This is a genomic window from Bacteroides sp. DH3716P (genome assembly GCF_025914115.1).
In the GTDB taxonomy this organism is placed as follows: domain Bacteria; phylum Bacteroidota; class Bacteroidia; order Bacteroidales; family Bacteroidaceae; genus Bacteroides; species Bacteroides ovatus.
The window spans coordinates 4,708,829-4,735,219 of the sequence record NZ_CP083673.1 but is presented as its reverse complement, the minus strand read 5'-3'; the positions used below and the strand labels follow the sequence as shown (position 1 = coordinate 4,735,219).

Below are 26,391 nucleotides of genomic sequence, written 5' to 3'. Positions count from 1 at the left end.
AAAAAGGAGAATCAGGTATGTATTGATACTACTGATTCTCCTTTTTTATTCTTTATTTTATCTGTTAAGAAGCTCTTTTCTCTTTCACATCACTGCTGGCTTCTACTACATTCACTACGTAGTCGCCAAGTTTCTCGCACTCGGCGATAATATCCATGTAGTAAACTCCCATCTGATAATCATATTCTTTGTTGTTCACATCCAGAATATTCTGATTCTTCAGTTGATTACGATAATTATTAATTTCGTTTTCAATGTTGAAGGATTTGTTGATGTCAATGCTCTGATGCTCCGGTTTTTCTACTACCACAATCATTTGGGCAAGTGCATCGTTAGTCAGCTTCATCATGAAATGAATATGCTCATATTGTTTCTCGGTAAAGTCTTGATTAGTCTGACGTTTCCGGTTGATGGTACGTGCCAGATTATAGCAGCTGTCGCCAATACTTTCAATTTCTGTCACTTCACGCAACATGGCGCGTATCTGTAACTTACTTTCAGAACTCAAACGGCCTTCGGATACCTGATTCAGGTAGTTGGCTATTTCAAGTTCCATATTGTCGCTGATATTTTCATATTTCTCTATCCGGCTGAACAGCTTATTGAAATCGTCATCCTTTTCCGTATGCAACAGATCCTGCACCATGCCAAACATCCGGTGGGTACGTTCTGCGAAAAGATGGATTTCCTTACGTGCCTGAAGGATGGAAAGTTCAGCAGTGGAAAGCATACCACCAGTGATAAACCGCAGGCGAGGTTCTTCGTCCTCTTCTTTGGGGTGGATTAAAGCGCATACGGTACGTTCAATCAGTTTTACAGCCCATATCAAGATACATACGTTACAGATATTGAAGATAGAGTGGAAAGCAGATAGCTTGTAGGAAATAGCAACCTCTGGATTACTGCTTTGAAAGAAGGTGTCTACTACCCAGTTTACTAGATCCATGAAAGGATGGAAGACAATCAATACCCAAATGACCCCAAACACGTTAAAAACAAAATGGGCCAATGCTGCCCGCTTAGCCTGTGTGTTGGCTGTAAGTGCGGCAAGATTGGCCGTGATAGTCGTTCCGATGTTTTCTCCCAATACGAGTGCTGCTCCCAGTTCCAGGCTGATCCAGCCGTTGGCACACATAATTAATGTGATTGCCATGGTAGCTGCAGAGGCTTGCACAATCATGGTCAATATTGTACCGATGAGCAAGAACAGAATAATGGAAAAGAATCCCATATCCGTGTAGTTCTGTACGAAGGCAAGCATTTCCGGATTGGCATTCAGGTCGGGGGCGTTTGCTTTCAGATAAGAGAGCCCCATGAAAAGGAAAGAAAAACCAAAAATGAATTCACCGATGGACTTGCGGTTGCTTTTTCCAGAAAAGATGAGCGGGAGGGCAATGGCTAAGAGGGGAAGAGCGAAAGCAGCCATATCGACCTTAAATCCGAAAATTGAAATGATCCAAGCAGTTACAGTAGTACCGATGTTGGCACCCATAATAACGCTGATGGATTCGGCAAGTGTAAGTAACCCGGCATTCACGAAACTAACGACCATCACCGTCGTTGCTGAAGAAGACTGGATAAGGGCTGTAATCAACACTCCTGTTAGAACTCCCGTTACCCGGTTGGTGGTCATTGCCGTTAGAATACTTCGCAATCTATCACCCGCGACCTTTTGTAAGCCCTCGCTCATGATTTTCATTCCGTAGAGGAAGAGTCCCAATGAGCCTATGAGCTTTAAAAAATCATAAAAAGAATATTCCATCTATAATATTTTTAATGGTTATTTGTTCTCAATCTGATTATAAGTATATTAGTCCCAAATTATTCACCTTTTAACGAACTCGATGAAACAGATGTTACAAATATGTTGCAAAAATAACAATAATTCCAAAGAATTCCCTATCGGAAGCTCACTTTTGGATATTTATTACGGTTTTAATCTTAATTTTCCTTATCAAGTAGTGAGTGCCAAGGTCAATAATCGCTCCGAGGGACTTAATTTCAGAGTATATAATAATAAGGATGTAGAGTTTCTGGATGTGAGAGATCAGTCCGGTATGCGTACTTATGTCCGTTCGCTTTGTTTTGTCTTGTTTAAGGCTGTCACGGAACTCTTTCCCGAGGGAAAATTGTTTGTGGAACATCCTGTTTCAAAAGGTTATTTCTGCAATTTGCGGATTGGACGCCCCATTGAACTCGAAGATGTGACGCGTATCAAGCAACGGATGCAGGAGATCATTGCGGAAAATATTCCTTATCACCGCATTGAATGTCATACGGCGGAAGCGGTACGGGTTTTCAGCGAGCGGGGGATGAATGATAAAGTGAGATTACTTGAAACTTCCGGTTCTCTTTATACCTATTATTATACATTGGGTGATACAATTGATTATTATTATGGTAATCTGCTTCCCAGCACCGGATATCTTAAATTGTTCGATATCGTGAAGTATTATGATGGGTTGCTACTCCGGATTCCGAGTCGTGAAAACCCAAGTATGCTCGAAGAAGTTGTGAAGCAGGAGAAGATGCTGGATGTTTTTAAGGAATATCTGAATTGGAGTTATATCATGGGGCTTAATAATGCCGGAGATTTTAATCTTGCCTGTGAAGAAGGACATGCCACTGACTTGATTAATGTGGCGGAAGCATTGCAGGAGAAAAAGATAGCGCAGATAGCCGATACTATCTTCCATCGTGGCGAGAACGGTAACCGGGTAAAACTGGTATTGATTGCCGGCCCGTCTTCTTCGGGAAAGACAACATTCAGCAAACGGCTTTCTATTCAGCTGATGACAAATGGCTTGAAGCCATTCCCGATCTCTTTGGATAATTATTTCGTAGACCGTGAAGAAACCCCTTTGGATGAAAACGGAAACTATGATTATGAATCACTTTATGCGCTCGATCTGGAATTGTTTAATCAACAGCTGCAGGCGCTTCTTCGTGGCGAGGAGGTGGAATTGCCACGTTTTAATTTCTCTCTTGGCAAAAAGGAATATAAAGGTGATAAACTGAAAATAGAAGATAATACAATTCTGATTCTGGAAGGTATTCATGCCTTAAATCCGGAACTGACACCGCATATACCAGCCGAACGGAAATTCAAGATTTATGTTTCAGCATTGACTACTATTTCGTTGGATGACCATAACTGGATTCCAACTACTGACAACCGTTTGTTGCGTCGCATCATCCGCGACTTTAATTATCGGGGATATTCTGCACGTGAAACCATATCACGCTGGCCTAGTGTACGTGCCGGTGAAGACAAATGGATATTCCCTTATCAGGAAAATGCTGATGTCATGTTTAATTCAGCGCTACTTTTTGAGTTTGCCGTACTTCGTTTACACGCTGAGCCTATTCTGATGGGTGTTCCGCGTAACTGTCCTGAATATTGTGAAGCCTACCGATTGTTGAAGTTTATCAAATATTTTGTTCCGGTACAGGATAAAGAAATTCCGCCTACTTCTTTGTTGCGTGAATTTTTAGGAGGAAGCAGCTTTAAATATTAAGCAGAAAAATTAGGATATATTCGTGAATTGTGTTTCCTTTGCAGAAAATACAAATAAACCTTTTGTTGTAGTGAAGCAAGGGAACACAAAAATAAACAATATTTGAGTGATATTTAGGGAAAGAATGTTATGGTTGTTATGCAAAACTTTAAAATATTGAACCTTTAATTACTTTTGCTGTTAAGAAGGGACTACATGCAACAAAAAAAATGTGAATATGATTTTTTATAATAGTCTTTTAGCAAAGTGGTTCTTAGGAAAAGGGAAGAAGCACTATTTTATGTTAGGCTGGTTTTTCTTTACCCGCTATAAATATCTGGAAGTCTGGGAAGATATGGAACTCCGAATTCATGCCAGACAGTATTGGGAATGTTTTTCTTTAACCCTGATACCAGCACTTATTTTATCGTTACTGTTTTCATGGTGGTGGATGGTGTTACCATTCGTGACTTATCACATACTTTATTGGTTTGAAAAGATCATCTGTCACCATTCTATCTTTAATTGGGAGGCGATGAAACATTGCGGCGATACGCTTTATCTCAGGAAGAGGAAAGCGTATGCCTGGAAAAAAGGTTACGGGAAAAAAGAATTGCCCGCATCCAGATGGAATGATTAAAACTTCACTTTAAATGCTTCTTTATCCAAAGCAGATGTCCATACTCGGTATCGTTGGAAGTCCAATGCTCATTAATGGGAGTAATCAGTGCTTCTTTCGGACAGTTTAGTACATTGTATACGATGTAGCTGGTTGTCGGAGGACAGGTGTCATCATTGAATCCCCATGTTATATAGGTGTCTGCTTTTATCAATTTAGCAAAGTTCACTACATCATAATAGGCCATTGTCTTTATTTTTTCGGGGGTATCCATATCCACCGAATTTCTAAAGAAATGAGGATAGCCACCGGCACGTCCGGCTTTATAGCCTGCCATATCGCTTAATGCTGGATGATTGGCGACACAGGCTGTCACCCGTTCATCCAGTCCGGCAGCGATCAACGCCAGGGCGCCTCCCTGGCTACCTCCTTGTGCAATTACATTTTTGCCATCCCATTCCGGTAGGGATGTTAAAAAGTCGATGCCACGCACACAGGCCAGATATACCCGTTTCATATAATAATTATCACGACTGTCGAGCCCATTGGTCAGGTAGCCGTTTTCTCTGCCATTGAAAGCGTTGCTGATTTCTTTGAATTCTTCTTCACTCATTTCCGGGTTGAGGCCGTGTATCTCGAATTCAAAACGGATGCATCCTTGTTCCGCATAATATTTATGGCGTAGAGGTTCTTTGATGGTTTTGATTCCTGCTCCCGGAGGGCATAAGACAACCGGGAACTTTCCTTCTTTTTTCGGATAGAATAAATATCCGTAGACGCATTGTCCACGTTTGTTCAGTTGCAATTTTACGAGATAACAGTCTATTTTATCAGTGGAATATTTTTCGACATGTTCTTTGGTATACGTTAGGGGAAACTCCTTTTGTTCCGCTTTAGCCTTTTCCCAAAATTCCTTGAAATCGGAAGGCATGGTTGTATATGGGCGAAGTTTCTCCGGTGAAAATCCTACTTTGATATGATGTGAATAGGTCTTTCCATCTACGGTTGCTTTCAGGCGGCAGTCGCGGAATCCCGGCTCTTTCATTGTGCCCACAGGAATCACCCCCCTGCCATTCTTTAAAGTTATACTTCCTTTTGTATCGGCAACAGGCATCATATCACCGCCAATTTCATAAGTGACGGTTACATTATCCCTGGGGATGCCGTATTTATAGAATTGTACTTCTACAGTTGCTTTTTCTCCGGTTTTATAAAGCCAGTCGGCATGATTGGGTACGGTGACCCAAAGCACATCGCTTTTATAAGGATAGTTTTCAGCTACGGCGGACAGTAAGGAAAGTGACAATAGCCATACAGATAAAAGTAGTCTCTTCATGGTGTTATTCATTGTTTTTATATCATTAAAAAGTGAATTATTTTAATTCTGTTGCAATATTACGCAAGATTCGGGAAAAGAAGGGTAGAAAAAATGTGATTTTAGATGGACTATTTGGTACTTTGACAAAAATAGCGGAAGTTTTTCATCCGGATGAAAAGCTTCCGCTATTGATTTTGAATAGAAGAAAGGTTCTTCTTTTATTTTGATGAGGCTTTTTATCTTAAAGCTTCCACCTCTTCCGGTGTCAAAGGAATCTTCTTGCCTAATCGGCGGGCACCGGTTTCTGTAATCAGATAATCTTCCTCATTGCGGATACCACCGAAGTCCTTATAAGTCTCCACTATCTCGTAGTTGATAAAATCGGTAAATTTCTTTTCTGCTTTCCACATGTCGATCAGTTCCGGAATAAAATAAATACCCGGTTCTACCGTGTGTACAAAACCCGGTTCCAATGGAATAGCGAGGCGTTGCGATTTGCGACCGAACTGTGTGCTCTTCGGTTGACCGTTGTAACCTACCCATATCTCTCCCAGATTCTCCATATCATGTACATCCAATCCCATCATGTGACCTAGTCCGTGCGGATAGAACAACGCATGGGCACCTTCGCGTACAGCATCCTCGGTATTTCCTTTCATCAATCCGAGCGTCTTCATACCGTCCACCATGACGCGGGCTGACAGTTCGTATACGTCCATATAAGGAATACCCGGACGGAGAGCCTTTACGGATTCCAGATGCATGGCGTTCTGAATCTCGTATACTTCACGCTGACGGGTGGTGAACTTCTTATCGGCAGGAATGGTAGACGACATATCACCCGCATAACCTGACTCTACTTCTGCACCGGCATCGATTAAGAACAAATCACCCGGCTTCACTTTATTTCCGTGATAATGATTGTGCAGAGTCTGCCCGTTGATAGTGGCAATTGTAGCGAATGATAGCTGGCAGTTATTAGATTCGGCCACCCGGTTCATTTCAGCTACCACTTCATATTCGTACATACCCGGACGAAGTACTTTCATAGCTGTAATATGCATATCGGCAGTTACATCGCAAGCCTTTTCTATTTCTACGATTTCTTCTGCAGATTTATAGTTGCGTTGAGCGATCACGGCACGGATGAATGGAACAGAACCTTCCTGATGTGCGGGAGGAATACCCAGCCAGTCCATCAGTTTCAGTTTATGTTCAGGGCGGTAAGGAGGCAGATAGTGAATTGCTTTCCCTTTCTGTACACACTGATGGAGGTCGCTTACAATGTCAGCAGACGGCATCAGATTTTTTACGCCTACACGTTCGCATTTTTCGTGCAACGTCGGCTGTGATCCCATCCATACGATTGCGTCGATAGACAACTCATCACCAAAGATAATTTCTTTGTCTTCATCTATATCGATAATAGCCGAAAGTCCGGCACATGAAAGTCCGAAATAATAAAGGAAAGTGGAATCCTGACGATAACGGAATGTGTTATCTTCGTAATTCAGTCCGCACTCGTCATTTCCGAGAAATAACAACACTCCGGAGCCTAAGTTCTTTTTTAGCAGGGCTCTCCGCTGCATATACGTTTCTTTGGCAAACATATTTGTCCTAGTTTTTAAGTTCGTGCAACAAAGATAACGAATTTTGTGTTATAGGATTAAAAATTATCTCCCTAATCTGTGTAATCTCTCGTTAAAAAGTTACTTTTGTAGCGAGAAACAGTAGAAAGCAAAAACGAATATGGCACAAGGTTCCCGTCAAATACAATCTCAGGCGCAACAGCAGGTACAGACGCTCTCGCCCCAGCAGATTCTGGTCGTGAAACTGTTGGAGCTTCCCGCAGTAGAGTTGGAAGACCGTATCCATGCTGAACTGCTTGAAAATCCGGCACTTGAAGAAGGTAAAGAAGAGAATGCTACGGATAATGAATATTCCGATACCGAGAATGCAGAGGATGGCATGGATAGCGATGCCAATGACTATGATTCTTTGAGTGACTATCTGACAGAAGACGATATTCCCGATTATAAATTGCAAGAGAACAACCGTTCGAAAGATGAACAAGCGGAGGATATTCCATTTTCCGACTCCACCTCTTTTTATGAAATCCTGAAAGAACAGTTGCGTGAACGCAACCTGACAGAGCACCAGTGTGACTTGGTGGAATACCTGATCGGTTCATTGGATGATGACGGATTGCTTCGCAAATCTTTGGAAAGTATCTGCGACGAACTGGCGATTTATGCCGGTATCGAATCGACCGAGGAAGAACTGGAAGAAGCATTGAACATCTTACAGGACTTCGATCCAGCAGGTATCGGTGCGCGTAGTCTTCAGGAATGTCTGTTGATACAGATTCGCCGGAAAAAAGAAGAAGAGAAAACTCCCAGTCCTATCTTGAATCTGGAAGAAAGGATTATCAGAGAATGTTACGAAGAATTCACCCGTAAACATTGGGAGAAGATTATAAAGAAACTGGATATTGATGAAGAGACTTTCCAGGAAACCATTACTGAAATAACCAAACTGAATCCACGTCCGGGTGCTTCTTTAGGAGAAGCAATTGGCAGAAATCTCCAACAAATAGTTCCTGACTTTATTGTGGAAACGTATGATGACGGAACCATCAATGTAAGTCTCAATAACCGCAATGTTCCCGAACTCCGTATGAGTCGTGACTTCACGGAAATGGTGGAGGAGCATACAAAAAACAGGGCTAACCAGTCTAAGGAATCTAAAGAAGCGATGATGTTTCTGAAACAGAAAATGGATGCGGCACAAGGATTTATCGATGCTGTCCGTCAGCGTCAGAATACCTTGATGGTTACCATGCAGGCGATTATCGACCTGCAACGTCCTTTCTTCTTGGAAGGAGATGAATCGCTATTGAAACCTATGATTCTGAAAGACGTGGCGGAACGTACGGGATTGGATATTTCGACAATCTCCCGTGTGAGTAACAGTAAATATGTACAGACGAATTACGGTATCTATCCGCTCAAATACTTTTTCAGCGACGGATATACCACAGAAGATGGCGAAGAGATGTCTGTCCGTGAGATTCGTAAAATCCTGAAAGAGTGTATTGAAGGCGAGGACAAGAAGAAACCCCTGACCGATGATGAATTGGCGGATATATTAAAGGAGAAAGGTTATCCCATTGCCCGCAGGACAGTAGCCAAATACCGTCAACAACTGAATATCCCCGTGGCGAGACTGCGAAAATAATGGATAATTAACAATGAAGAATGAGAATTGTAATTTGTAATTAGTAACTAGTAATCAAAGAAGAGTGGACAGAGAGAGAGAACATATCATAGCGGATAAGACGATGTTGCAGGTGGCGAGAGTCACTTCGATGGTCTTTACTCCATTTTCTATTCCGTTTTTATCGTTTCTGGTGTTATTCCTGTTTTCTTATCTTCGTATCATGCCGATACAATATAAGTTGATAGTGTTGGGAATCGTTTACTGCTTCACCATACTGACACCTACTATTACAATTTTCTTGTTTCGTAAAATCAATGGGTTTGCCCGTCAGGAGTTGAGTGAACGTAAGAAGCGTTATGTACCTATTCTGCTGACCATCATCTCGTATGTGTTCTGCCTGCTGATGATGCGTAGGTTGAATATCCCGTGGTATATGACTGGTATCATTCTTGCTTCCCTGGTAGTGTCTATCATTTGCATTGCAGTAAACCTGAAATGGAAGTTGAGCGAACACATGGCAGGAATGGGCGGGGTGATCGGAGGCTTGATTTCTTTCAGTGCCTTGTTCGGTTACAATCCGGTCGGATGGCTATGCCTGTTTATTTTGATTGCCGGTATATTGGGCTCTGCACGCATTGTTCTGGGACATCACACGCTGGGTGAAGTGCTTTCCGGTTTTGCTGTCGGTCTGATATGTGCCCTTTTGGTACTTCATCCGGTGAGTAACATCTTATTTCGAGTATTTTTATTTTAAAACAGTATAAATCCTAAAAACTAATCATTATGAACTTTCCACAGAATTTGAAGTACACGAACGAACACGAATGGATTCGCGTTGACGGAGACATTGCATACGTTGGTATCACCGATTATGCACAGGAACAATTGGGCGACATTGTGTTCGTAGATATCCCGACTGTTGGTGAAACGTTGGAAGCCGGTGAAACTTTCGGAACGATTGAAGTAGTGAAAACTATTTCCGACCTTTTCCTGCCGATAGCAGGTGAGGTGCTCGAACAAAATGAAGCATTGGAAGAAAACCCGGAACTGGTAAATAAAGCTCCCTATGGCGAAGGTTGGTTGATTAAAGTGAAGCCGGCGGATGTAAAAGCGGTGGAAGATCTACTGGATGCCGAAGCGTATAAAGCCGTGGTAAACGGATAGTGCAAACAGAAATATAACTAATATAAGTTGAATGTAGCTGAACCCCCTCTCTTCGTGAAAGGGCTGTGAAGAGGCTTTTAATTTTTATTCTATGACTCCAATTGTAAGTATTATCATGGGCAGCACGTCCGACCTTCCTGTTATGGAGAAGGCTGCACAGCTGCTGAATGATATGCATGTACCGTTCGAAATGAACGCTCTTTCTGCTCACCGCACGCCCGAAGCTGTGGAAGAGTTTGCGAAGAATGCCCACAACCGTGGCATTAAAGTAATTATCGCTGCTGCCGGAATGGCTGCCGCCCTTCCCGGTGTAATTGCGGCTAACACTACATTGCCGGTAATCGGAGTACCTGTAAAAGGTTCCGTGCTCGATGGTGTGGACGCACTTTATTCTATCATTCAGATGCCTTCGGGCATTCCTGTAGCAACGGTTGCCATCAACGGAGCGATGAATGCCGCTATCCTTGCCATCCAGATGCTGGCATTGAGCGATGAGAAACTGGCAGAAGCTTTTGCTGCTTACAAGGAAGGACTGAAAAAGAAAATCGTAAAAGCAAACGAAGAACTGAAAGAAGTGAAGTTTGAATATAAAACGAACTAATGGATCTATTCAATTATTTTCGAAGAGAAACCACAGAAGTAAATATTGGGGCTGTGCCGTTGGGCGGCCCCAATTCTATTCGTGTCCAGTCGATGACAAACACGTCTACGCAGGATACACAGGCTTGTGTGGAACAGGCGAAACGTATTGTTGATGCAGGTGGAGAGTATGTCCGCCTCACAACCCAGGGCATCAAAGAAGCCGAAAACTTGATGAACATTAATATCGGACTGCGTAGCCAGGGATATATGGTTCCGTTGGTTGCCGATGTGCATTTCAATCCGAAAGTGGCAGACGTGGCTGCTCAATACGCAGAAAAGGTGCGAATCAATCCGGGAAATTATGTAGATGCTGCGCGTACTTTTAAAAAACTGGAATATACAGACGAGGAGTATGCGCAGGAAATACAGAAAATCCATGACCGGTTTGTCCCGTTCCTGAATATCTGTAAAGAGAATCACACGGCTATCCGGATTGGAGTAAATCATGGCTCTCTGTCCGATCGTATCATGTCCCGTTATGGCGATACCCCCGCAGGAATGGTAGAGTCCTGCATGGAGTTTCTCCGTATCTGTGTAGAGGAAAACTTCACGGATGTGGTGATTTCCATCAAGGCTTCTAATACGGTGGTCATGGTAAAAACTGTCCGCCTGTTGGTAGACGTCATGGAAAAAGAAGGGATGGCTTTCCCATTACACCTCGGGGTGACAGAAGCCGGAGATGGAGAAGACGGACGTATCAAGTCCGCCCTTGGCATCGGTGCGCTGTTGAGTGACGGATTGGGAGATACTATTCGGGTATCTTTGAGCGAAGCTCCTGAAGCTGAAATCCCGGTGGCTCGTAAACTGGTGGATTATGTTCTGTTGAGGCAGGATCATCCTTATATCCCGGGATTGGAAGCACCGGAATTCAATTATCTGTCTCCCGAACGTCGCAAGACAAAAGCCGTCCGTAATATCGGAGGTGAACATGTACCTGTGGTTATTGCCGACCGCATGGACGGGAAGACAGAGGTAAACCCGCAATTCACACCGGACTATATTTACGCCGGAAGAACCTTGCCCGATCAACGGGAAGACGGAGTAGAATATATTCTTGATGCGGATGTATGGCAGGGAGAAGACGGAACCTGGCCTGCATTCAATCATGCACAGCTGCCTTTAATGGGAGAATGCAATGCAGAACTTAAATTCCTGTTTATGCCCTACATGGCACAAACGGATGAAGTGATAGCCTGTCTGAAACATCATCCGGAGGTAGTGATTGTTTCCCAAAGCAATCATCCGAACCGTTTGGGTGAGCACCGTGCATTGGTACATCAACTAATGACGGAAGGTTTACAAAATCCGGTTGTCTTCTTCCAGCATTATTCGGAAGATGATGCGGAGAATTTGCAGATAAAGTCCGCAGCCGATATGGGAGCCTTGATTTTTGACGGTCTTTGTGATGGCATCTTCCTGTTCAATCAGGGTAACTTGAGCCATGCCGTCGTTGATGCTACTGCTTTCGGAATCTTGCAGGCCGGACGTACCCGCACCTCCAAAACAGAATATATATCTTGTCCCGGTTGCGGCCGTACACTTTACGACTTGGAAAAGACTATTGCCCGTATCAAGGCAGCCACTTCACATTTGAAAGGGCTGAAGATCGGCATCATGGGATGCATCGTAAATGGTCCCGGTGAGATGGCAGATGCAGACTACGGCTATGTAGGAGCAGGACGGGGGAAAATCAGTCTCTATAAAGGCAAGGTGTGCGTAGAGAAAAATATTCCTGAAGAAGAAGCGGTAGAACGACTTCTGGAGTTTATCCGGACAGACCGGGAAGAAAACCAACAATGATATTATATTGGGCACGGAATACAGGTGATGGGGTACTAAGCTCATAGAAAATCTGTAATCCGTGCCTGACTAAGTACTGTTTCAGATAGTCACCTACGTTTTTTTCTCCTGGTGTTGCTGTATTTTTACCTCCGCAATTGCGCTTAAAATAGAAAAGTAGGTTCCATAATTTTTCCAAATTCTTCTATCAACAAATTTTTCCTTCTTCGACTCAAATGCCGATTGCTGAATTCGTTTTAATTCCTTTAGTTCTTCTTCCCTATTAAAAACTTTATGATCGTTTCTATTGATTTGTACCTGTTTTATTGTCAAACTGTCAGAATGGTATTTAAGTATGTGAATATCAATACTATATCACCTGACAATAGATGCTGATAATAGGCTGATAATAAAATATATCTACTTTTACTGTCAGCCTTATTTTTATCTCTTATGATCCTTTTAATAACCTGATAAACAAAAGCTTTATGAACATGTTTCGAAGTAATGCCGCATTTTTATAACAGCTTTCCAAAGTGATATCTTTTCATTAATATACCTATATAGTTCCGCTAACACGCCAGTATAGTTCCTCTAGGGTATCAGTATTGTTCCACTAAAGCACCGGTATCTTTAGTTCTCCACGGCCGTGGTAACTTCTTCCCACAGCCGTGACGAATTCCTACCACGGCCGTGGGAAGATCTCGTCACGGCCGTGGGGAGTTAACAACACCGACACTTTAATGGAACAATACCTGCTTGGTAAGTGAAAGATACCGGCTATGTAGCATTCATTTAATAAGGGCGTATTCATTTTATAAAGCGTATGTGTTCCTTATGCCGATGATATTGTTACTGTAAACAATGATAGTCTTCAGTAGTTTATAACATGGATCAAGCTGGGAATTAAGTCAGAGTATATCGACACATTGGAACGAATCTTATAATCTTGCTCCAAAGGGATTAAAGAACAGGCTGACAATAGAAGTTATAATTTTTTATTGTCAGCCTATTGTCATGGCTTATTGTCAGCATGTAAACCGATGATAATCATTATACTATTTGGGAAAAGCTTTGGTTGACAATAAGAATCATCAAATTTATATGTAGATCTAATATCTGTCTTTCCAATAGTACACATCTTCACAAAAATAGAGGGGAACTCCTGGATGAATCCATTTGTTCCCCTTGCAGGTGTAGCTAGCCTCTGTTTCTTATATTTTCAAAGGCAAGTAGTAACATCTAAATGTTACGTTTTCGACTCTGTAGTCGTTCGGGGGCCGCTCCACCCGAATTGACTTGCCTTTGTGATTATTACTAATTTGTCGTTTGTATCTATTGCAAATTTATAGGCACAAAAAAAGCGGAGAGCATTTGCCTATCCGCCAGTGAGGGAGTCCAAGCCCTAACGCACAAACAGGAAACACTCCCCGCATATTGCAAGGAGCATTTATCTGTTTCATGTGCGTTGATTTTATTTGGACTTTTCACTGGCACAGAAATCAGCTAAACGCTTTTTTTCTTAAAACAAACAATACAGTCGTGCTACGACTGATTGTGCAAAGATAACAATTAATTAAGTTATACAGTCTTTCATTCTTTGTTTTTTCTCTGTACAGAGTGTTTTTGTTCTATATCTCGTAAAATCGTTTGAAATAGTCCGGTTCTTTTGCTATGACTATACCTCATAAGATTCATATCGTTTATTTTTTATATTTTTACTAAATCTCTCGGAGTTATGCGAATTATTGTTATTTTTGCCTCACATAATTTCTAAACAATAATTAAATTATTTATTCGTATGAAAAAGGCCTTATTATTATTCGCTTTGGTAGCGATAAGTGCGGTGAGTATCAATGCTCAAGACAATCTGAAATGGGGTGTGATGGCAGGTATGAATGTTAGTAAATACACCATTACAGGTTTTGATAGCAGGATAGGTTTTCACGCAGGTGTTAAAGCAGAGTTGGGATTGTCGCAGGATGCGAATGGTAGTGGTGCCTATATGGACTTCGCTGCATTGCTTACATTGAAAGGTGCTAAAATTGATGGAGGATCACTTGCGAGCATAAAATTTAATCCATACTATCTGGAAGTGCCGGTACGTGTCGGGTATAAATATGCCGTCAATGATGATTTTTCATTATTTGGTAGTGTAGGTCCTTATATGGCTGTTGGGCTGTTTGGAAAAGCAAAATTGAAAGTGGACGGTGATATTGCAGATATTGCGGAATTAGGAGGTAACTCGATGTCCGAAGATATATTTGGAGACGATGGTCTAAAACGATTCGACTTCGGTCTTGGACTAAAAGCCGGGGTTGAGTTCAGTAAGAAATATCAAGTTGCCATAAGCTATGATTTCGGACTTGTTGAGGTAATCAAAGAAGTAGGAATGAAGAACAGAAACCTGATGATCTCGTTGGGATATATGTTCTAAAACCGGTTTTGCAACTTTGTTGCATAAATCATTTGCTACCTTTGCATCAACTAAATGATGAAAGTTATGGGACATTGTAGTTGTGGCGCTCATTCATGCGCAGCAGAAAAAAAGGTTGATGCAAAGGTTTCGGTATTCCATGAATATGGGAAAGTGATATTCTCTCTCCTGCTTCTGACAAGTGGAATAATTATGAATGCTCTCGATTTAGCATTCTTCCGTGAAGGATCTGTTGCCTTGATATGGTATATCGTGGCCTATCTTCCGGTAGGAATTCCAGTGATGAAAGAAGCCTGGGAAAGTATCAGGGAAAAAGACTATTTCAGTGAGTTCACTCTAATGATTATAGCTACTTTGGGAGCTTTCTATATTGGTGAATATCCGGAAGGAGTAGCCGTGATGTTATTCTATACAGTAGGAGAACTGTTTCAGGATAAAGCGGTAGATAAAGCCAAACGTAATATTGGAGCCTTATTGGATGTAAGACCCGAGAAAGCATTAGTGCTCCGGGAAGGCAATCTTGTTATTGAAAGCCCTAAAAAGATAAAAGTCGGTGAAATCATAGAAATAAAGGCAGGCGAACGGGTGCCATTGGATGGAACTATGCAGAATGAAGTGGCTGCCTTCAATACAGCCGCATTAACAGGTGAAAGCGTTCCTCGTAATATTCGGAAAGGTGAAGAAGTACTTGCCGGAATGATTGTAACCGATAAGGTTATCCGGCTCGAGGTAACGAGACCTTTTGATAAGAGTGCACTTGCCCGAATATTGGAGCTTGTTCAGAATGCTTCCGAACGTAAGGCTCCGGCTGAATTGTTTATTCGTAAGTTTGCGCGCATTTATACACCTATTGTTATAGCGCTTGCAGTGTTAATTGTTTTGTGTCCATTTGTTTATTCACTTATTAATCCTCCATTTGTATTTGCATTTAATGATTGGCTATACAGAGCTTTGGTCTTTCTGGTGATTTCGTGTCCCTGTGCGTTGGTGGTTAGTATTCCGTTGGGCTACTTTGGGGGAATTGGAGCGGCATCCCGGTTGGGAATTTTATTCAAGGGTGGTAATTATCTGGATGCTATCACTAAGATCAATACAGTGGTATTCGATAAAACTGGAACCCTGACAAAAGGAACCTTTGAAGTACAGGCCTGTAAAAGTGCAGGCGAGGTTTCGGAAGAAGAATTAGTGAAACTGGTTGCTTCGGTAGAAAGTGATAGTACTCATCCGATTGCCAAGGCTGTTGTGAATTATGCGAAAGAACAAAACATTGAATGTGTAGCTGTTACCGGTACAAAAGAATTTGCCGGCTATGGTTTGGAAGCAACGATAGACGGGGCTATGGTTCTGGTCGGTAATTGCCGGTTACTGTCTAAGTTTGATATATCCTATCCAAAAGAACTGCTGGAAATAACGGATACCATCGTGGTCTGTGCTGTTGGAAACCGTTATGCAGGTTATCTGCTGCTGGCTGATGCCCTGAAAGAGGACGCAAAGGTAGCTATTGACAATTTAAAAGCTTTAAATATTGAAAACATCCAGATACTATCCGGTGATAAACAGAGTATTGTTACTAACTTTGCAGAAAAGCTCGGTATATCGAAAGCTTATGGTGACCTGTTGCCGGAAGGAAAAGTGAATCATCTGGAAGAGCTGCGGCAGGATGAGGCAAACCGGATCGCATTTGTCGGTGATGGAATGAACGATGCACCGGTGCTCGCTCTAAGTCATGTTGGCATTGCTATGGGAGGACTGGGTAGTGATGCGGCTATTGAAACAGCCGATGTCGTGATACAGACAGACCAGCCGTCGAAGGTAGCCGAAGCTATCAAAGTAGGAAAACTGACACGAAGAATTATTTGGCAGAATGTATCACTGGCATTTGGAGTGAAATTACTTGTATTGATTTTGGGAGCCGGTGGAATTGCTACTCTTTGGGAAGCTGTCTTTGCAGATGTGGGTGTTGCGCTACTTGCCATTATGAATGCTGTCAGAATACAGAAAATGATAAAATAGGAGAAAGATGGAAGAAGATATTTATTTGGATAAGTTGGATAGAAGAGGTATCAAGCCAACTGCCATAAGGCTTCTGGTGATAAAAGCGATGATGCAGGCAGAGCGTGCGGTGTCATTGCTCGATTTGGAAACACTGCTCGATACAGTCGATAAATCGACTATATCCCGTACCATCGCTCTCTTCTTGTCTCATCACCTCATACATAGCATAGACGATGGGAGCGGCTCGTTGAAGTATGCCGTTTGCGACAACTCCTGCAATTGTGTGGTACAGGATTTACATTCGCATTTTTATTGTGAGAAATGTCATCGTACATTCTGCCTGGAAGGTACACATATCCCGGTGATTGATTTGCCTAAAGGATTTACTTTGCATAGTATAAACTATGTACTAAAAGGAGTTTGTTCCGAATGTACTTCTCAAAAATGACAGATATTTTATAAACTTCGATGCGCAGTTTTATTCCATTCACTAATTTGGATAGGATAATCACTATATTTCGCACTTTGAGTACCTGTAACTTCAGTTTAGGTACTTTCCCCATTTTGTCTATTTTTTTAATTGACGAATTATCCCCAACTTTGCATAGTCATTTGAATTGGAGTCTTGAAAGATTTATAGACTAAGTGGGGGGTATATGTGATATGTAAGTAATTGGAATAAAAGCCGAAAAAGAGATGTATTTTCTCTTTTTCGGCTTTTTGCTAATATTGTTTGATTAGTCAATATTGGGATTCAATGCGTGCCAGTCTTTAATAGCTGGGATGATCCCCATTTCAATCACTTCATCACGAAGTTTGCATAAATGCTCGTAGCTTTTTTCCAATTCTTCCTGTTCGGCAGGAGTTCCGGCTACTTCTTTATAAGTGACGCCGTCTTTAGTTATTGAAGTTTCCATCGCCATCATGATATGGTCGAACTTACTGTTAGAAACATACGTTCCGGCAGGCCAGCGGAAAGGTTGTCCACCCATAGCAGCGGCAATCATTTCGATAGAAAGATAAGCCGGGCTTTGGAAAGAAGAACGACCGCGCAGGTCGATAATATGCTTACCACCCTGGATGACACGTACTTTCAGTGCTTCCCAATCTGCCAATGGAAGACGGGTAGTGCCGATGAAATCGGTCAAAGGCTCTCCTTTTATTTTGGTTGTAGATGCGAATACAGCCATTTGTTCGCCATGACCACCATACGTACGGCAATTCTGAATGTCGGAAGCCGGGATATGGAAGAATTTCACCAGTTCGTTTTGCAGACGGGTGCTGTCCAAGGCAGCCAGTGTAGAAACTTGAGAGGGTTTCAAACCTGAATACAACAAAGTAATCAATCCGGTGATGTCTGCAGGATTAAAGATCACAACGATATGTTTTACGTTTGGGCAATATTGATGAACATCTTTACCGAATTGAGCGGCAATTTCTGCATTTCCCTTCAGCAAATCTTCGCGGGTCATACCTGCTTTACGGGCAGCTCCACCGGAAGAGACAATGTAAGAAGCTCCTGTCAGCGCTTCTTTGATATCGGAAGTAAATGTAAGGTTGACACCTTCAAAACCGCAGTGATACAATTCTTCAGCTACTCCTTCCAGAGCCGGGGCAAATGGATCATACAGGCAAATATTCGGAGTGAGTCTCATCATCATGGCTGTTTGTGCCATATTGGAGCCGATCATTCCGGCAGCTCCTACAATCGTAAGTTTCTCGTTGGTTAGAAATTCCATAAGTTTATATGTTTAAAGGTGAATAATTTACTTTTTCTTTTTGTCGCTACAAAGTTAACATATTAGAAAGCAGATTGTTCATTGCAAATAGTTTTGCCCGATAACGAAAAGTTATGGCTGACTGTTTGAGAGATCTATTCAAAATAGATTATCTTTGTGTCTTATTACAATAAATAGATAAGAATATGAGCATCGAATTAGGAAAGTTCAATCAGCTTGAAGTCGTGAAAGAAGTAGATTTCGGCGTATATCTCGATGGTGGGGAAGAAGGTGAGATTTTGTTGCCTACCCGCTATGTGCCCGAAGACTGTAAGATAGGAGATTTTTTGAACGTGTTTCTTTATCTGGATATGGATGAAAGACTGATTGCTACGACGCTGACTCCGTTGGTGCAGGTAGGTCAGTTTGCCTGTCTGGAAGTCTCCTGGGTGAATCAATACGGAGCTTTCCTGAACTGGGGATTGATGAAAGACCTGTTCGTTCCGTTCAGTGAGCAGAAGATGAAAATGCAGGTTGGGCGGAAATATGTGGTCCATGCGCATTTGGATGAAGAGAGTTATCGTATTGTGGCTTCAGCAAAGGTGGAACGTTATCTGTTGAAAGAAAAGCCGGAATATACTCCGGAAGCAGAAGTGAATATCCTTATCTGGCAGAAGACGGATTTGGGCTTTAAAGCGATTATAGATAATAAGTATAGCGGTTTGCTGTATGAAAATGAAATATTCTGTCCGTTGGAAACAGGAATGGAGATGAAAGCTTTTGTGAAACAGGTGCGTGAAGATGGTAAGGTAGACCTGATTCTTCAGAAACCCGGTTTTGAAAAGATTGACGATTTTTCGAAAACGCTGCTCGACTATATCAAAGCGCATGGAGGACGGATCAACTTGAATGATAAAAGTCCTGCGGAAGATATTTATGACACGTTTGGTGTTAGCAAGAAAACCTTTAAGAAAGGAGTGGGCGACTTGTATAAGAAACGTCTGATTACCTTGCATGAGGATGGCATTGCTTTGGCGGATTCCTAAACAGAATAGGGATTTCCCTACATACGAATAGAGAGAATCATTGGGGTGGGGAGTTTCCTCACCCTATTTTTGTGCTATCAGATTAAAGATATAAATAATAAAAACTAGATAAGCTATGCGTAAGATTATAATAAGTTTCTGCATCCTGTTCGCTGCCCTCTCCTTACAAGCGCAGTCTGTTAACGGAATCCGTATCGATGGCGGGAATACTCCGATTCTTGTTTACCTGGGAGGGAACCAGATATGTTTACCTACTACTACCTGCTTTATAGCCAATTTAAATCCCGGACATTATACTGTTGAAGTGTTTGCCACCCGCTTTACCCGTGCGGGAGAGCGAGTATGGAAAGGAGAAAAATTATATAAAGATCTCGTTTATTTTGATGGGAGAGGAGTGACAGAAATATGGGTAGACGGACGTGATAACATGCGCCCGGAAAGACCCAGCCGTCCCGAACAGGGAGAACATCGTCCGGGATATGGTTACAACAGGGTGATGAACGATCAGCTCTTCCAAACGTTTTATAAAGAGATGAAGAATGAGCCTTTTAAAGATGACCGTATGAAGTTGCTCAATGCTGCATTGGCTGGTTCTGATTTCACATCTGCCCAATGTCTCCAACTGACCAAACTATATACATTCGATGATGACCGGATGGAGATTATGAAGATCATGTATCCCCGGATTGTAGATAAGGAAGCTTTCTTTACGGTGATTAATACCCTGACATTTGGCTCCAGTAAGGAAAAGATGAAGGATTTTATCATAGGGTACGGTAAACGTTGATACTATTAACTAAAAACGATACGGTTATGAAAAAGATACATATTATGCTGTGTTTGGCATTGGGAATATTGGTCAGTGGCTGTTTTACCAGCTATGTATCTACCAAACAGATGATGGGTATATATCAGGGAATGACTCAATCGCAGGTAGAGTCCGTTTTAGGAAAACCTGATTTCCGGCGTTTTGACGGTGATATGGAAGAATGGGAATTCCATCGTGATAACGGTACGCCTGTACTTACTTCGGAACCTGTGACGATAATCGTTCAGTTTGTAAATAGAGAGGTGGTTAGTATGGATACGTTCAAAGGTTATGGCAGACCTGCACCGATGCATTCCGTTGTAGTACCGCCTGCTGTGAACACTACCGTTGAAGTCTTTCCTAATCATGAACAAGTGGAAGAAGCTCGTTTGATGACTGATCCGGAGTTTGATGAATTTATCAATAAGCTCAAAATAACGGTTATGAATGAAGACCAGAAGAAGCTTGTCGATCGGATGTTGAGAACGTATGATGTCACTTCAAATCAATGTGTGAAAATAGTGAAGGAGATTTCGTATACTCCTGACCAGGTGGAGATGATGAAGAAGCTGTATCCTTATGTAAGGGATAAAAGAAATTTTAATAAGGTGATCGATATTTTATTTTCTAATGCATATAAAGATGAGATGCGTAAGTTTATTGAGGAATATCATCAGAATAATAAATGATAGGAGATTGAATTATGAAACGAATACTGTTTTTACTCTTTGCTGTCGGTCTGACTGCCAATATGACCGTAATGGCTGGAATGAGCACTAGCAAGGTACGTAAGGAGACGCGTTTTCTTACCGATAAGATGGCATATGAATTGAGCTTGAGTACACAGCAATATAATGATGCGTATGAAATTAATTACGACTTTATTTATTCTGTCCGTAATATCATGGATTACGTAGCACGTGGTTACGAATGGGCATTGGATGATTATTATGAAGCGTTGGATATCCGTAACGACGATCTTCGCTGGGTATTGAGTGATGCACAGTATCGCCGGTTCCTCGGTGCCGAGTATTTCTATCGGCCAATCTATGTAACCGGAGGGAAATGGAGTTTCAGGGTTTATGTTAATTACCCGAATCGCAGTTTGTTTTATTTTGGTGTGCCTTACCATTACCGTACTTATTGTGGAGCACATTATCGTCCACACTTTCACCATGTGAGTTATTATCGGGGCAGATATACTAATTTCAACCATTATTCTGCACCGCATCGGGTGAGAGATCAGCGAGTATTCCACTCTTATCGTCGTTCGGATTTCGGTTCTGTCCGGTTCCGTCCGAATACTTCCACTCGTCCGCATAATGCACCGACACGTCCGGGTAATTCTTCCCGTCCGGGTTCATCGACAACGCGTCCTGGTACGTCTCGCCCAAGTACCTCTACTCGTCCTGATACTTCTACTCGTCCCGGAACGACAACAAGACCTGGTACGTCAACACGTCCCCGTCCGGAATCTGGAGGAGATCGGCCTTCGACTTCTGTCAGACCATCTACACCGTCCGGAAGTGGGAGACCTGGTAACAATGTTGCTCCTGATAAAAATGGGAATACGAATAGAGTAGAAAGTGATCGTAATTCTGGTCGTCGTCCGGAAACAGGTTCCGGTTCTTCAAGCTCTAATCGCAGACCAACAAGCGGAAGTTCAACTGGTTCCAGTTCCTCCAATCGTGAAAGTGGAAAAACAAGTAGCAGTTCGAGAGAAAGTTCAAGTAAACGAAACGATAGTGGTTCCTATAATAGAAATAACAGTTCCGAGAGAAATAATAGCTCTTCCGGTTCCAGTCGCGGTAGTTCCAGTCGTAGTAGCTCCAGTCGCAGTAGCGGTAGTACTACTAGTCGTAGCAGCAGTACCACTTCTAACCGGAGTAGCGGTAGCTCGAGCTCTACTCGAAGCGGCGGTAGCTCTACCCGGAGCAATGTTTCTAGTGGACAAACAGAAAGACGCTCTTCTTCCGGAAGTACGAGAAGCAATAGCACTCAAAGTTCTTCCCGTTCCTCTGAAAGAAACAGCAGCAGTTCAAGAAGATAACCTATTCCTTTATTATTTATATCAATCTCATTACTCCTCAGCGGAAGGAGAACTAGACTCCGGGTTTTCACCGGCTAGACTATTCCGGGCAGCGCCCGTAACTTGGATATCGGGGCGGATACTATCCGCCTCGATTTCACTTATTACTCCTTTCTGTGCAAGCCGCTTGGCTATCAACTTATAATAGCCTTCCATATTCTCCTTTAACTGTCCGCCTTCAGCAAAAGAGCTGCGGAAATGCTTGGGCTTCGGGATAATGGAAGCCAGGAAAATACTTTCTTCCGTGTTCAGTTGTGAAGGGCGTTTATTGAAATAATAAGCAGAAGCTTCCTGAATACCATAAACGAGCGGTCCCCATTCAACAATGTTCAGATATACTTCGTACATGCGTTCTTTAGAAGTTAATCTTTCATTTTCTATTAGCCATACAATCAATGCCTCTTCCAATTTACGTGCAAAGTTCTTATTACGGTTCAGGAATACATTCTTTACGAGTTGCATGGTGATCGTGCTTCCTCCACGTGCAAAGCGTTTCACTTGCAGGTCGTAAATCAATGCTTCCCGTAGGGCATCGGGCAGGAAACCGCGATGGTAAAAGAATGCTCCATCTTCACTTTGCATAACGGACATTCTTAGGATGGGTGAAATGCTATCCAATGGTGTAAAGTGTTTGCACGAGGGACCAATAGGAAAAGTCCGCACCGGTATTCCATTCTCATAAGCTGTATAAATGAACTCGCCGGACATTTTGGAGAGTGAAGTGGCTCCATAGCTTGTGATGCGGAAGTCTTTCTCTTTCAGTCCGGATTCCAGTTTGAGACTATCTAGTTGTGCAAAATCAATATCTAATAGAAAATGATAGGCCAACTCGCCACTTGTTTTTATGCCTTCCAGATTGCTGAATAATCCTTTGGGGAGAGAGCTGAACAGATCATCTGCCGGAAACCAGGATTTGTTGACCGCAGCAGTGAAATGCCAGTTTCCTTTCTCTTTCTCGGCTCGCAAATAAGGATGAAACTGGAGTTTGTTGAAATCAACGATGGTCGTGCTATCCAGTTCGAGTGAGTGCCCGCTAATGTTCATCTCGTAACAGAGTTGTCCACGATCGAGATGAATTACTTCAGGAGAGAGGGCTTTATGAAATACGTCAAGTCCGTTCACTCTCGCTTTTCCTTTGAGGAGCAGTTGATTGGATGCACGCTTATCTTTAGTCATATTATAAGATAGGGTGTCGAAAGTGACTTCTGCTCCAAAACGGCGGGTAATATAAGGTAGTGAGATTTTTCTTTTTTCCGGGGCAAAGACAGATGCTTTTAATGTATAGTCTCTTCTGTTTAGTTCGCCGGTGGCTTCCCATAGTTGTTGAGGCAGTGTATCTTCTTTTATCTGAATGGTTGATTGGAAATGATTGTTCTCAATAATAAAAGAAGGAATGTTGACTGCAACGAAATTACTATCTTTACGTTCGGTTATATTGATTTGCCTGAGTTGCCCGTTTTCAGGCAGGAAACCGTAAATGAGGTTTAATATCCGGTCAATACGGTTGGCATAGTCACTTTCTATGACAGGTTGGGGTTCTGCTTCTTGTTGCCGTTTAAAGAACAGGAAATCGTAGTTAGCTATGCTATCATACTTGATGAAGTTGATTGCCAGGCCATTCATAAGCACATTCCGTACTTCGATTTCTCCTTTTAGCAATTCCCAAAAACTTAGTTTTACATTGACGGATTGTAATGTCAGGAGGGTATCGCGTTGGTTGGGAACAATATAAAGTCCTTGTAAAGCCACTTCATTGCAGCCTTTCATTCGTAACTCCTGATAATGAATTTGTAGACCGTATGTTTGTTCGGCACGTGTAGTTCGTTTGTCAACGATATGGCATAAAATGACATTGCGGAATGCAAAGAGACAAATAAGGCCGGTAAGCAAGATACCGATAGCCGATAGAATGATAATTCTTTTTTTGTTGGACGTTTCCATCTTCTTTTTCTTGATATGATAATCGCTGCAAAGGTAGATAATAATTCGGGCAACAAGCGGAGTATTTTCCCATTTTTAGAGTTATATTCATCAGTAGAAAGAAGAAAATGCGAAAAAAATGGTTAGTTGTTCGCTTTTAAGCGTACAACTGTTCGTTTTCGTACACCGTTCTGTTTTATGATTTCCTTGATTATTAGCTAGTTATCGTTTTGGCACGCTCGTTGCATCTCTATAGTCGCAAGCGGACAACGAAGAAAAATGAAAAAAACTTCAGAAGGTTGCAACCGTTTGAGACGCTTGATCCGTCTAATAAACAGAAGAACAAAAACAGAATGTTGAACAAATAAAAAATATACAATTATGAAGACTACAGTATTATTCAGAATGATCGTTTTAGTTGCTATGGTATTTGCAGGAATCGCTAATACAACAGTGAAGGCACAGGGTAATAACTTCATTACTAATGAAGAAAAAGTAGATGAACTTGTAGTATCGAAAGTGATTTACAGACTCGATGGTTCTCTCTATCGCCACATGAAATATGATTTTACCTATGACGATCAGAAGAGAATGTCCTCCAAAGAAGCTTTCAAATGGGATGCTTCTACTGAAAAATGGATACCGTACTTTAAAATTGATTATACTTATTCATCTAATGAAATCACTTTGGTATATGCACGCTGGAATGACTCTCACAGAGCTTACGACGCATCTGTTGAAAAGAGCGTTTATGAACTGAACGACGCTAATATGCCGGTTGCTTATATGAACTATAAATGGAATGATAAATGGATTGAAGAATCCGCTGCTAGCTGGGCTATGAATGTATCTACTCCGGCAACTAATGAAGCAACTCTGCTGACTGCCAGCAGATAAAAATAAATCGGAGTTGTGAAACTCCTTCTCTCTCTTTTAATTTAACTACATTAAAAATGGTGGATTTCCTTATGGGATAATCCACCGTTCTGTTTTTCTAATGAACAGTTACGATTAGCTTTTGTAACTCTTCAATATCTATTTAACGAGTGGTAGATATTCTCCATAACCTTCCTCTTTCATTTTATCTTTCGGGATAAAACGAAGTGAAGCGCTATTGATGCAATAGCGTAATCCACCTTTCTCTTTCGGCCCATCTGTGAATACGTGTCCCAAATGAGCATCTCCGGTTTTACTGCGTACTTCCGTACGTATCATGCCGTGCGAAGTATCTTTCTTTTCTGCGATTAGATCTTTTTGAATCGGTTGGGAAAAGCTTGGCCACCCGCAACCTGAATCAAACTTGTCGGTAGAGACAAACAGAGGTTCTCCGGTAGTAATATCCACATAAATGCCGGGACGATGCTCATTCCAGTATTTATTGTGGAAAGCAGGTTCAGTGGCATTCTTTTGGGTTACGGCATATTGTTCCGCCGACAATTCCTTACGAAGGGTTGCATCATCCGCTTTTTGATACGCTTTAGCTTTCGGCGCATTCGCTTTGCGTGCCATTTCGAATAAAGCGGGATTGATATGGCAGTATCCACCCGGATTTTTATCCAGATAGTCCTGGTGGTAAGTCTCTGCCGGATAGAAATTTGTCAATGGCTTTACTTCTAGGACGATAGGAGTTTTATATTGCGCGGATAATAGTTGAATCGCCTGCTTGATGACAGGGAGATCTTCTTTATCTACATAATAAATTCCGGTTCTATACTGCGTTCCCCGGTCATTACCTTGCTGGTTGAGGCTGGTAGGATCGATTGTCTTGAAATATAGATCGAGCAGTAAATTCAAATCTACCGTTTTCGGATCATAAACCACCTTTACTGTTTCGGCAGCATTGGTTTTTCCTGAACAGACCTGTTCATAACTCGGATTGGCAACATTACTGTTGGCATACCCTACCTGAGTATTTTCTACTCCTCGAATTTGTTTCAGGAAATGTTCTGTCCCCCAGAAACATCCTCCCGCAAAATAGATTTCTGCTTGATTCTTCATTGGTTTAGCAACTCCTAAAAATGTATTACTAATCATTACAATCACTAGGACGATAAAATACTTCATATCCGTTAGTTCTTTCTATAATAACGAATGAACCAACGGATATGTTTTAAGGAACTACTATACTAAACTCAACTTT

The 26,391-nt window shown here is 41.9% G+C and carries 21 protein-coding genes; 15 read left to right on the top strand and 6 right to left on the bottom strand.

The annotated features are described in order from the left end of the window. Positions 1 to 64: 64 nt before the first annotated feature. On the bottom strand, positions 65 to 1,762 hold the full coding sequence (locus tag KQP79_RS17790; protein WP_004296240.1) for a Na/Pi cotransporter family protein: 1,698 nt from the start codon (positions 1,760 to 1,762) through the stop codon (positions 65 to 67). 82 nt (positions 1,763 to 1,844) lie between these two features. Here KQP79_RS17790 and KQP79_RS17785 point away from each other — a divergent pair, with 82 nt between their 5' ends. Then, positions 1,845 to 3,518 (top strand): nucleoside kinase, encoded by a 1,674-nt coding sequence (locus KQP79_RS17785; protein ID WP_004296239.1) that lies wholly within the window; start codon positions 1,845 to 1,847, stop codon positions 3,516 to 3,518. A 217-nt stretch (positions 3,519 to 3,735) separates the two neighbouring features. Then, a complete protein-coding gene (locus tag KQP79_RS17780; protein ID WP_004306977.1) occupies positions 3,736 to 4,137 on the top strand; it encodes a hypothetical protein in 402 nt (133 codons plus the stop codon). Positions 4,138 to 4,141: 4 nt separating this feature from the next. Here the strand turns inward: KQP79_RS17780 and KQP79_RS17775 are convergent, their stop codons facing one another. Both KQP79_RS17775 and KQP79_RS17770 read right to left on the bottom strand, forming a co-directional pair. After that, the gene (locus tag KQP79_RS17775; RefSeq protein WP_061448190.1) at positions 4,142 to 5,452 is read right to left on the bottom strand and encodes an acetylxylan esterase; all 1,311 of its coding nucleotides are present in this window, start codon (positions 5,450 to 5,452) and stop codon (positions 4,142 to 4,144) included. A 218-nt stretch (positions 5,453 to 5,670) separates the two neighbouring features. After that, positions 5,671 to 7,044 carry an aminopeptidase P family protein gene (locus tag KQP79_RS17770; RefSeq protein WP_004311953.1) on the bottom strand — a complete coding sequence of 458 codons (1,374 nt, stop codon included), beginning with the start codon at positions 7,042 to 7,044 and terminating at the stop codon, positions 5,671 to 5,673. A gap of 139 nt (positions 7,045 to 7,183) precedes the next feature. Between KQP79_RS17770 and rpoN the strand changes: the two genes are divergently transcribed. The 8 genes from rpoN (at position 7,184) to KQP79_RS17730 (ending at position 17,118) form a co-directional block, all read left to right on the top strand. Beyond that, entirely contained in the window at positions 7,184 to 8,671 is a 1,488-nt protein-coding gene (gene rpoN, locus KQP79_RS17765; protein ID WP_004296234.1) for an RNA polymerase factor sigma-54, read from the top strand. 64 nt (positions 8,672 to 8,735) lie between these two features. Then, the gene (locus KQP79_RS17760; protein WP_004296233.1) at positions 8,736 to 9,407 is read left to right on the top strand and encodes a phosphatase PAP2 family protein; all 672 of its coding nucleotides are present in this window, start codon (positions 8,736 to 8,738) and stop codon (positions 9,405 to 9,407) included. 29 nt (positions 9,408 to 9,436) lie between these two features. Beyond that, positions 9,437 to 9,817 carry a glycine cleavage system protein GcvH gene (gene gcvH, locus KQP79_RS17755; protein ID WP_061448186.1) on the top strand — a complete coding sequence of 127 codons (381 nt, stop codon included), beginning with the start codon at positions 9,437 to 9,439 and terminating at the stop codon, positions 9,815 to 9,817. 91 nt (positions 9,818 to 9,908) lie between these two features. Continuing rightward, a complete protein-coding gene (purE, locus tag KQP79_RS17750; protein ID WP_061448185.1) occupies positions 9,909 to 10,418 on the top strand; it encodes a 5-(carboxyamino)imidazole ribonucleotide mutase in 510 nt (169 codons plus the stop codon). Beyond that, positions 10,418 to 12,259 (top strand): 4-hydroxy-3-methylbut-2-en-1-yl diphosphate synthase, encoded by a 1,842-nt coding sequence (locus tag KQP79_RS17745; RefSeq protein WP_008774594.1) that lies wholly within the window; start codon positions 10,418 to 10,420, stop codon positions 12,257 to 12,259. Before purE ends, KQP79_RS17745 begins: the two co-directional genes overlap by 1 nt. Before the next feature lie 1,780 nt (positions 12,260 to 14,039). Beyond that, complete coding sequence (locus KQP79_RS17740) at positions 14,040 to 14,675, top strand: porin family protein (RefSeq protein ID WP_004306987.1); 636 nt, start codon at positions 14,040 to 14,042, stop codon at positions 14,673 to 14,675. Positions 14,676 to 14,741: 66 nt separating this feature from the next. Next, a complete protein-coding gene (locus tag KQP79_RS17735; protein WP_004311956.1) occupies positions 14,742 to 16,688 on the top strand; it encodes a heavy metal translocating P-type ATPase in 1,947 nt (648 codons plus the stop codon). A gap of 7 nt (positions 16,689 to 16,695) precedes the next feature. Beyond that, a complete protein-coding gene (locus tag KQP79_RS17730; protein ID WP_004296218.1) occupies positions 16,696 to 17,118 on the top strand; it encodes a Fur family transcriptional regulator in 423 nt (140 codons plus the stop codon). A gap of 289 nt (positions 17,119 to 17,407) precedes the next feature. On the opposite strand, the gene KQP79_RS17725 is transcribed toward KQP79_RS17730, so the two are convergent. Beyond that, positions 17,408 to 18,409 (bottom strand): malate dehydrogenase, encoded by a 1,002-nt coding sequence (locus tag KQP79_RS17725; RefSeq protein WP_004296217.1) that lies wholly within the window; start codon positions 18,407 to 18,409, stop codon positions 17,408 to 17,410. A gap of 185 nt (positions 18,410 to 18,594) precedes the next feature. On the opposite strand from KQP79_RS17725, the gene KQP79_RS17720 reads away from it, so the two are divergent. The 4 genes from KQP79_RS17720 (at position 18,595) to KQP79_RS17705 (ending at position 22,292) form a co-directional block, all read left to right on the top strand. Beyond that, a complete protein-coding gene (locus tag KQP79_RS17720; RefSeq protein ID WP_004311957.1) occupies positions 18,595 to 19,434 on the top strand; it encodes a S1 RNA-binding domain-containing protein in 840 nt (279 codons plus the stop codon). 115 nt (positions 19,435 to 19,549) lie between these two features. Beyond that, a complete protein-coding gene (locus KQP79_RS17715) occupies positions 19,550 to 20,221 on the top strand; it encodes a DUF4476 domain-containing protein (protein ID WP_008774592.1) in 672 nt (223 codons plus the stop codon). A 26-nt stretch (positions 20,222 to 20,247) separates the two neighbouring features. Next, on the top strand, positions 20,248 to 20,931 hold the full coding sequence (locus KQP79_RS17710) for a DUF4476 domain-containing protein (protein ID WP_004306992.1): 684 nt from the start codon (positions 20,248 to 20,250) through the stop codon (positions 20,929 to 20,931). 14 nt (positions 20,932 to 20,945) lie between these two features. Beyond that, positions 20,946 to 22,292, top strand: a complete 1,347-nt coding sequence (locus tag KQP79_RS17705; protein WP_032849257.1) for a hypothetical protein — start codon at positions 20,946 to 20,948, stop codon at positions 22,290 to 22,292. A gap of 30 nt (positions 22,293 to 22,322) precedes the next feature. Here the strand turns inward: KQP79_RS17705 and KQP79_RS17700 are convergent, their stop codons facing one another. Next, on the bottom strand, positions 22,323 to 24,272 hold the full coding sequence (locus KQP79_RS17700; RefSeq protein ID WP_061448184.1) for a transglycosylase domain-containing protein: 1,950 nt from the start codon (positions 24,270 to 24,272) through the stop codon (positions 22,323 to 22,325). 360 nt (positions 24,273 to 24,632) lie between these two features. Here KQP79_RS17700 and KQP79_RS17695 point away from each other — a divergent pair, with 360 nt between their 5' ends. Next, positions 24,633 to 25,148, top strand: coding sequence for a DUF3836 domain-containing protein (locus KQP79_RS17695; protein WP_008774587.1), 516 nt, complete (start codon positions 24,633 to 24,635; stop codon positions 25,146 to 25,148). Between the two features lie 138 nt (positions 25,149 to 25,286). On the opposite strand, the gene msrB is transcribed toward KQP79_RS17695, so the two are convergent. Then, a complete protein-coding gene (gene msrB / locus KQP79_RS17690) occupies positions 25,287 to 26,315 on the bottom strand; it encodes a peptide-methionine (R)-S-oxide reductase MsrB (RefSeq protein ID WP_008649821.1) in 1,029 nt (342 codons plus the stop codon). Positions 26,316 to 26,391 lie beyond the last annotated feature (76 nt).

Excerpts from the sequence above, each read along its gene's own strand:
- KQP79_RS17790 (WP_004296240.1), bottom strand. The coding sequence starts at position 1,762 with ATGGAATATTCTTTTTATGATTTTTTAAAGCTCATAGGCTCATTGGGA.
- KQP79_RS17785 (WP_004296239.1), top strand. The coding sequence starts at position 1,845 with ATGAAACAGATGTTACAAATATGTTGCAAAAATAACAATAATTCCAAA.
- KQP79_RS17780 (WP_004306977.1), top strand. The coding sequence starts at position 3,736 with ATGATTTTTTATAATAGTCTTTTAGCAAAGTGGTTCTTAGGAAAAGGG.
- KQP79_RS17775 (WP_061448190.1), bottom strand. The coding sequence starts at position 5,452 with ATGAAGAGACTACTTTTATCTGTATGGCTATTGTCACTTTCCTTACTG.
- KQP79_RS17770 (WP_004311953.1), bottom strand. The coding sequence starts at position 7,044 with ATGTTTGCCAAAGAAACGTATATGCAGCGGAGAGCCCTGCTAAAAAAG.
- rpoN (WP_004296234.1), top strand. The coding sequence starts at position 7,184 with ATGGCACAAGGTTCCCGTCAAATACAATCTCAGGCGCAACAGCAGGTA.
- gcvH (WP_061448186.1), top strand. The coding sequence starts at position 9,437 with ATGAACTTTCCACAGAATTTGAAGTACACGAACGAACACGAATGGATT.
- purE (WP_061448185.1), top strand. The coding sequence starts at position 9,909 with ATGACTCCAATTGTAAGTATTATCATGGGCAGCACGTCCGACCTTCCT.
- KQP79_RS17745 (WP_008774594.1), top strand. The coding sequence starts at position 10,418 with ATGGATCTATTCAATTATTTTCGAAGAGAAACCACAGAAGTAAATATT.
- KQP79_RS17740 (WP_004306987.1), top strand. The coding sequence starts at position 14,040 with ATGAAAAAGGCCTTATTATTATTCGCTTTGGTAGCGATAAGTGCGGTG.
- KQP79_RS17735 (WP_004311956.1), top strand. The coding sequence starts at position 14,742 with ATGGGACATTGTAGTTGTGGCGCTCATTCATGCGCAGCAGAAAAAAAG.
- KQP79_RS17730 (WP_004296218.1), top strand. The coding sequence starts at position 16,696 with ATGGAAGAAGATATTTATTTGGATAAGTTGGATAGAAGAGGTATCAAG.
- KQP79_RS17725 (WP_004296217.1), bottom strand. The coding sequence starts at position 18,409 with ATGGAATTTCTAACCAACGAGAAACTTACGATTGTAGGAGCTGCCGGA.
- KQP79_RS17720 (WP_004311957.1), top strand. The coding sequence starts at position 18,595 with ATGAGCATCGAATTAGGAAAGTTCAATCAGCTTGAAGTCGTGAAAGAA.
- KQP79_RS17715 (WP_008774592.1), top strand. The coding sequence starts at position 19,550 with ATGCGTAAGATTATAATAAGTTTCTGCATCCTGTTCGCTGCCCTCTCC.
- KQP79_RS17710 (WP_004306992.1), top strand. The coding sequence starts at position 20,248 with ATGAAAAAGATACATATTATGCTGTGTTTGGCATTGGGAATATTGGTC.
- KQP79_RS17705 (WP_032849257.1), top strand. The coding sequence starts at position 20,946 with ATGAAACGAATACTGTTTTTACTCTTTGCTGTCGGTCTGACTGCCAAT.
- KQP79_RS17700 (WP_061448184.1), bottom strand. The coding sequence starts at position 24,272 with ATGGAAACGTCCAACAAAAAAAGAATTATCATTCTATCGGCTATCGGT.
- KQP79_RS17695 (WP_008774587.1), top strand. The coding sequence starts at position 24,633 with ATGAAGACTACAGTATTATTCAGAATGATCGTTTTAGTTGCTATGGTA.
- msrB (WP_008649821.1), bottom strand. The coding sequence starts at position 26,315 with ATGAAGTATTTTATCGTCCTAGTGATTGTAATGATTAGTAATACATTT.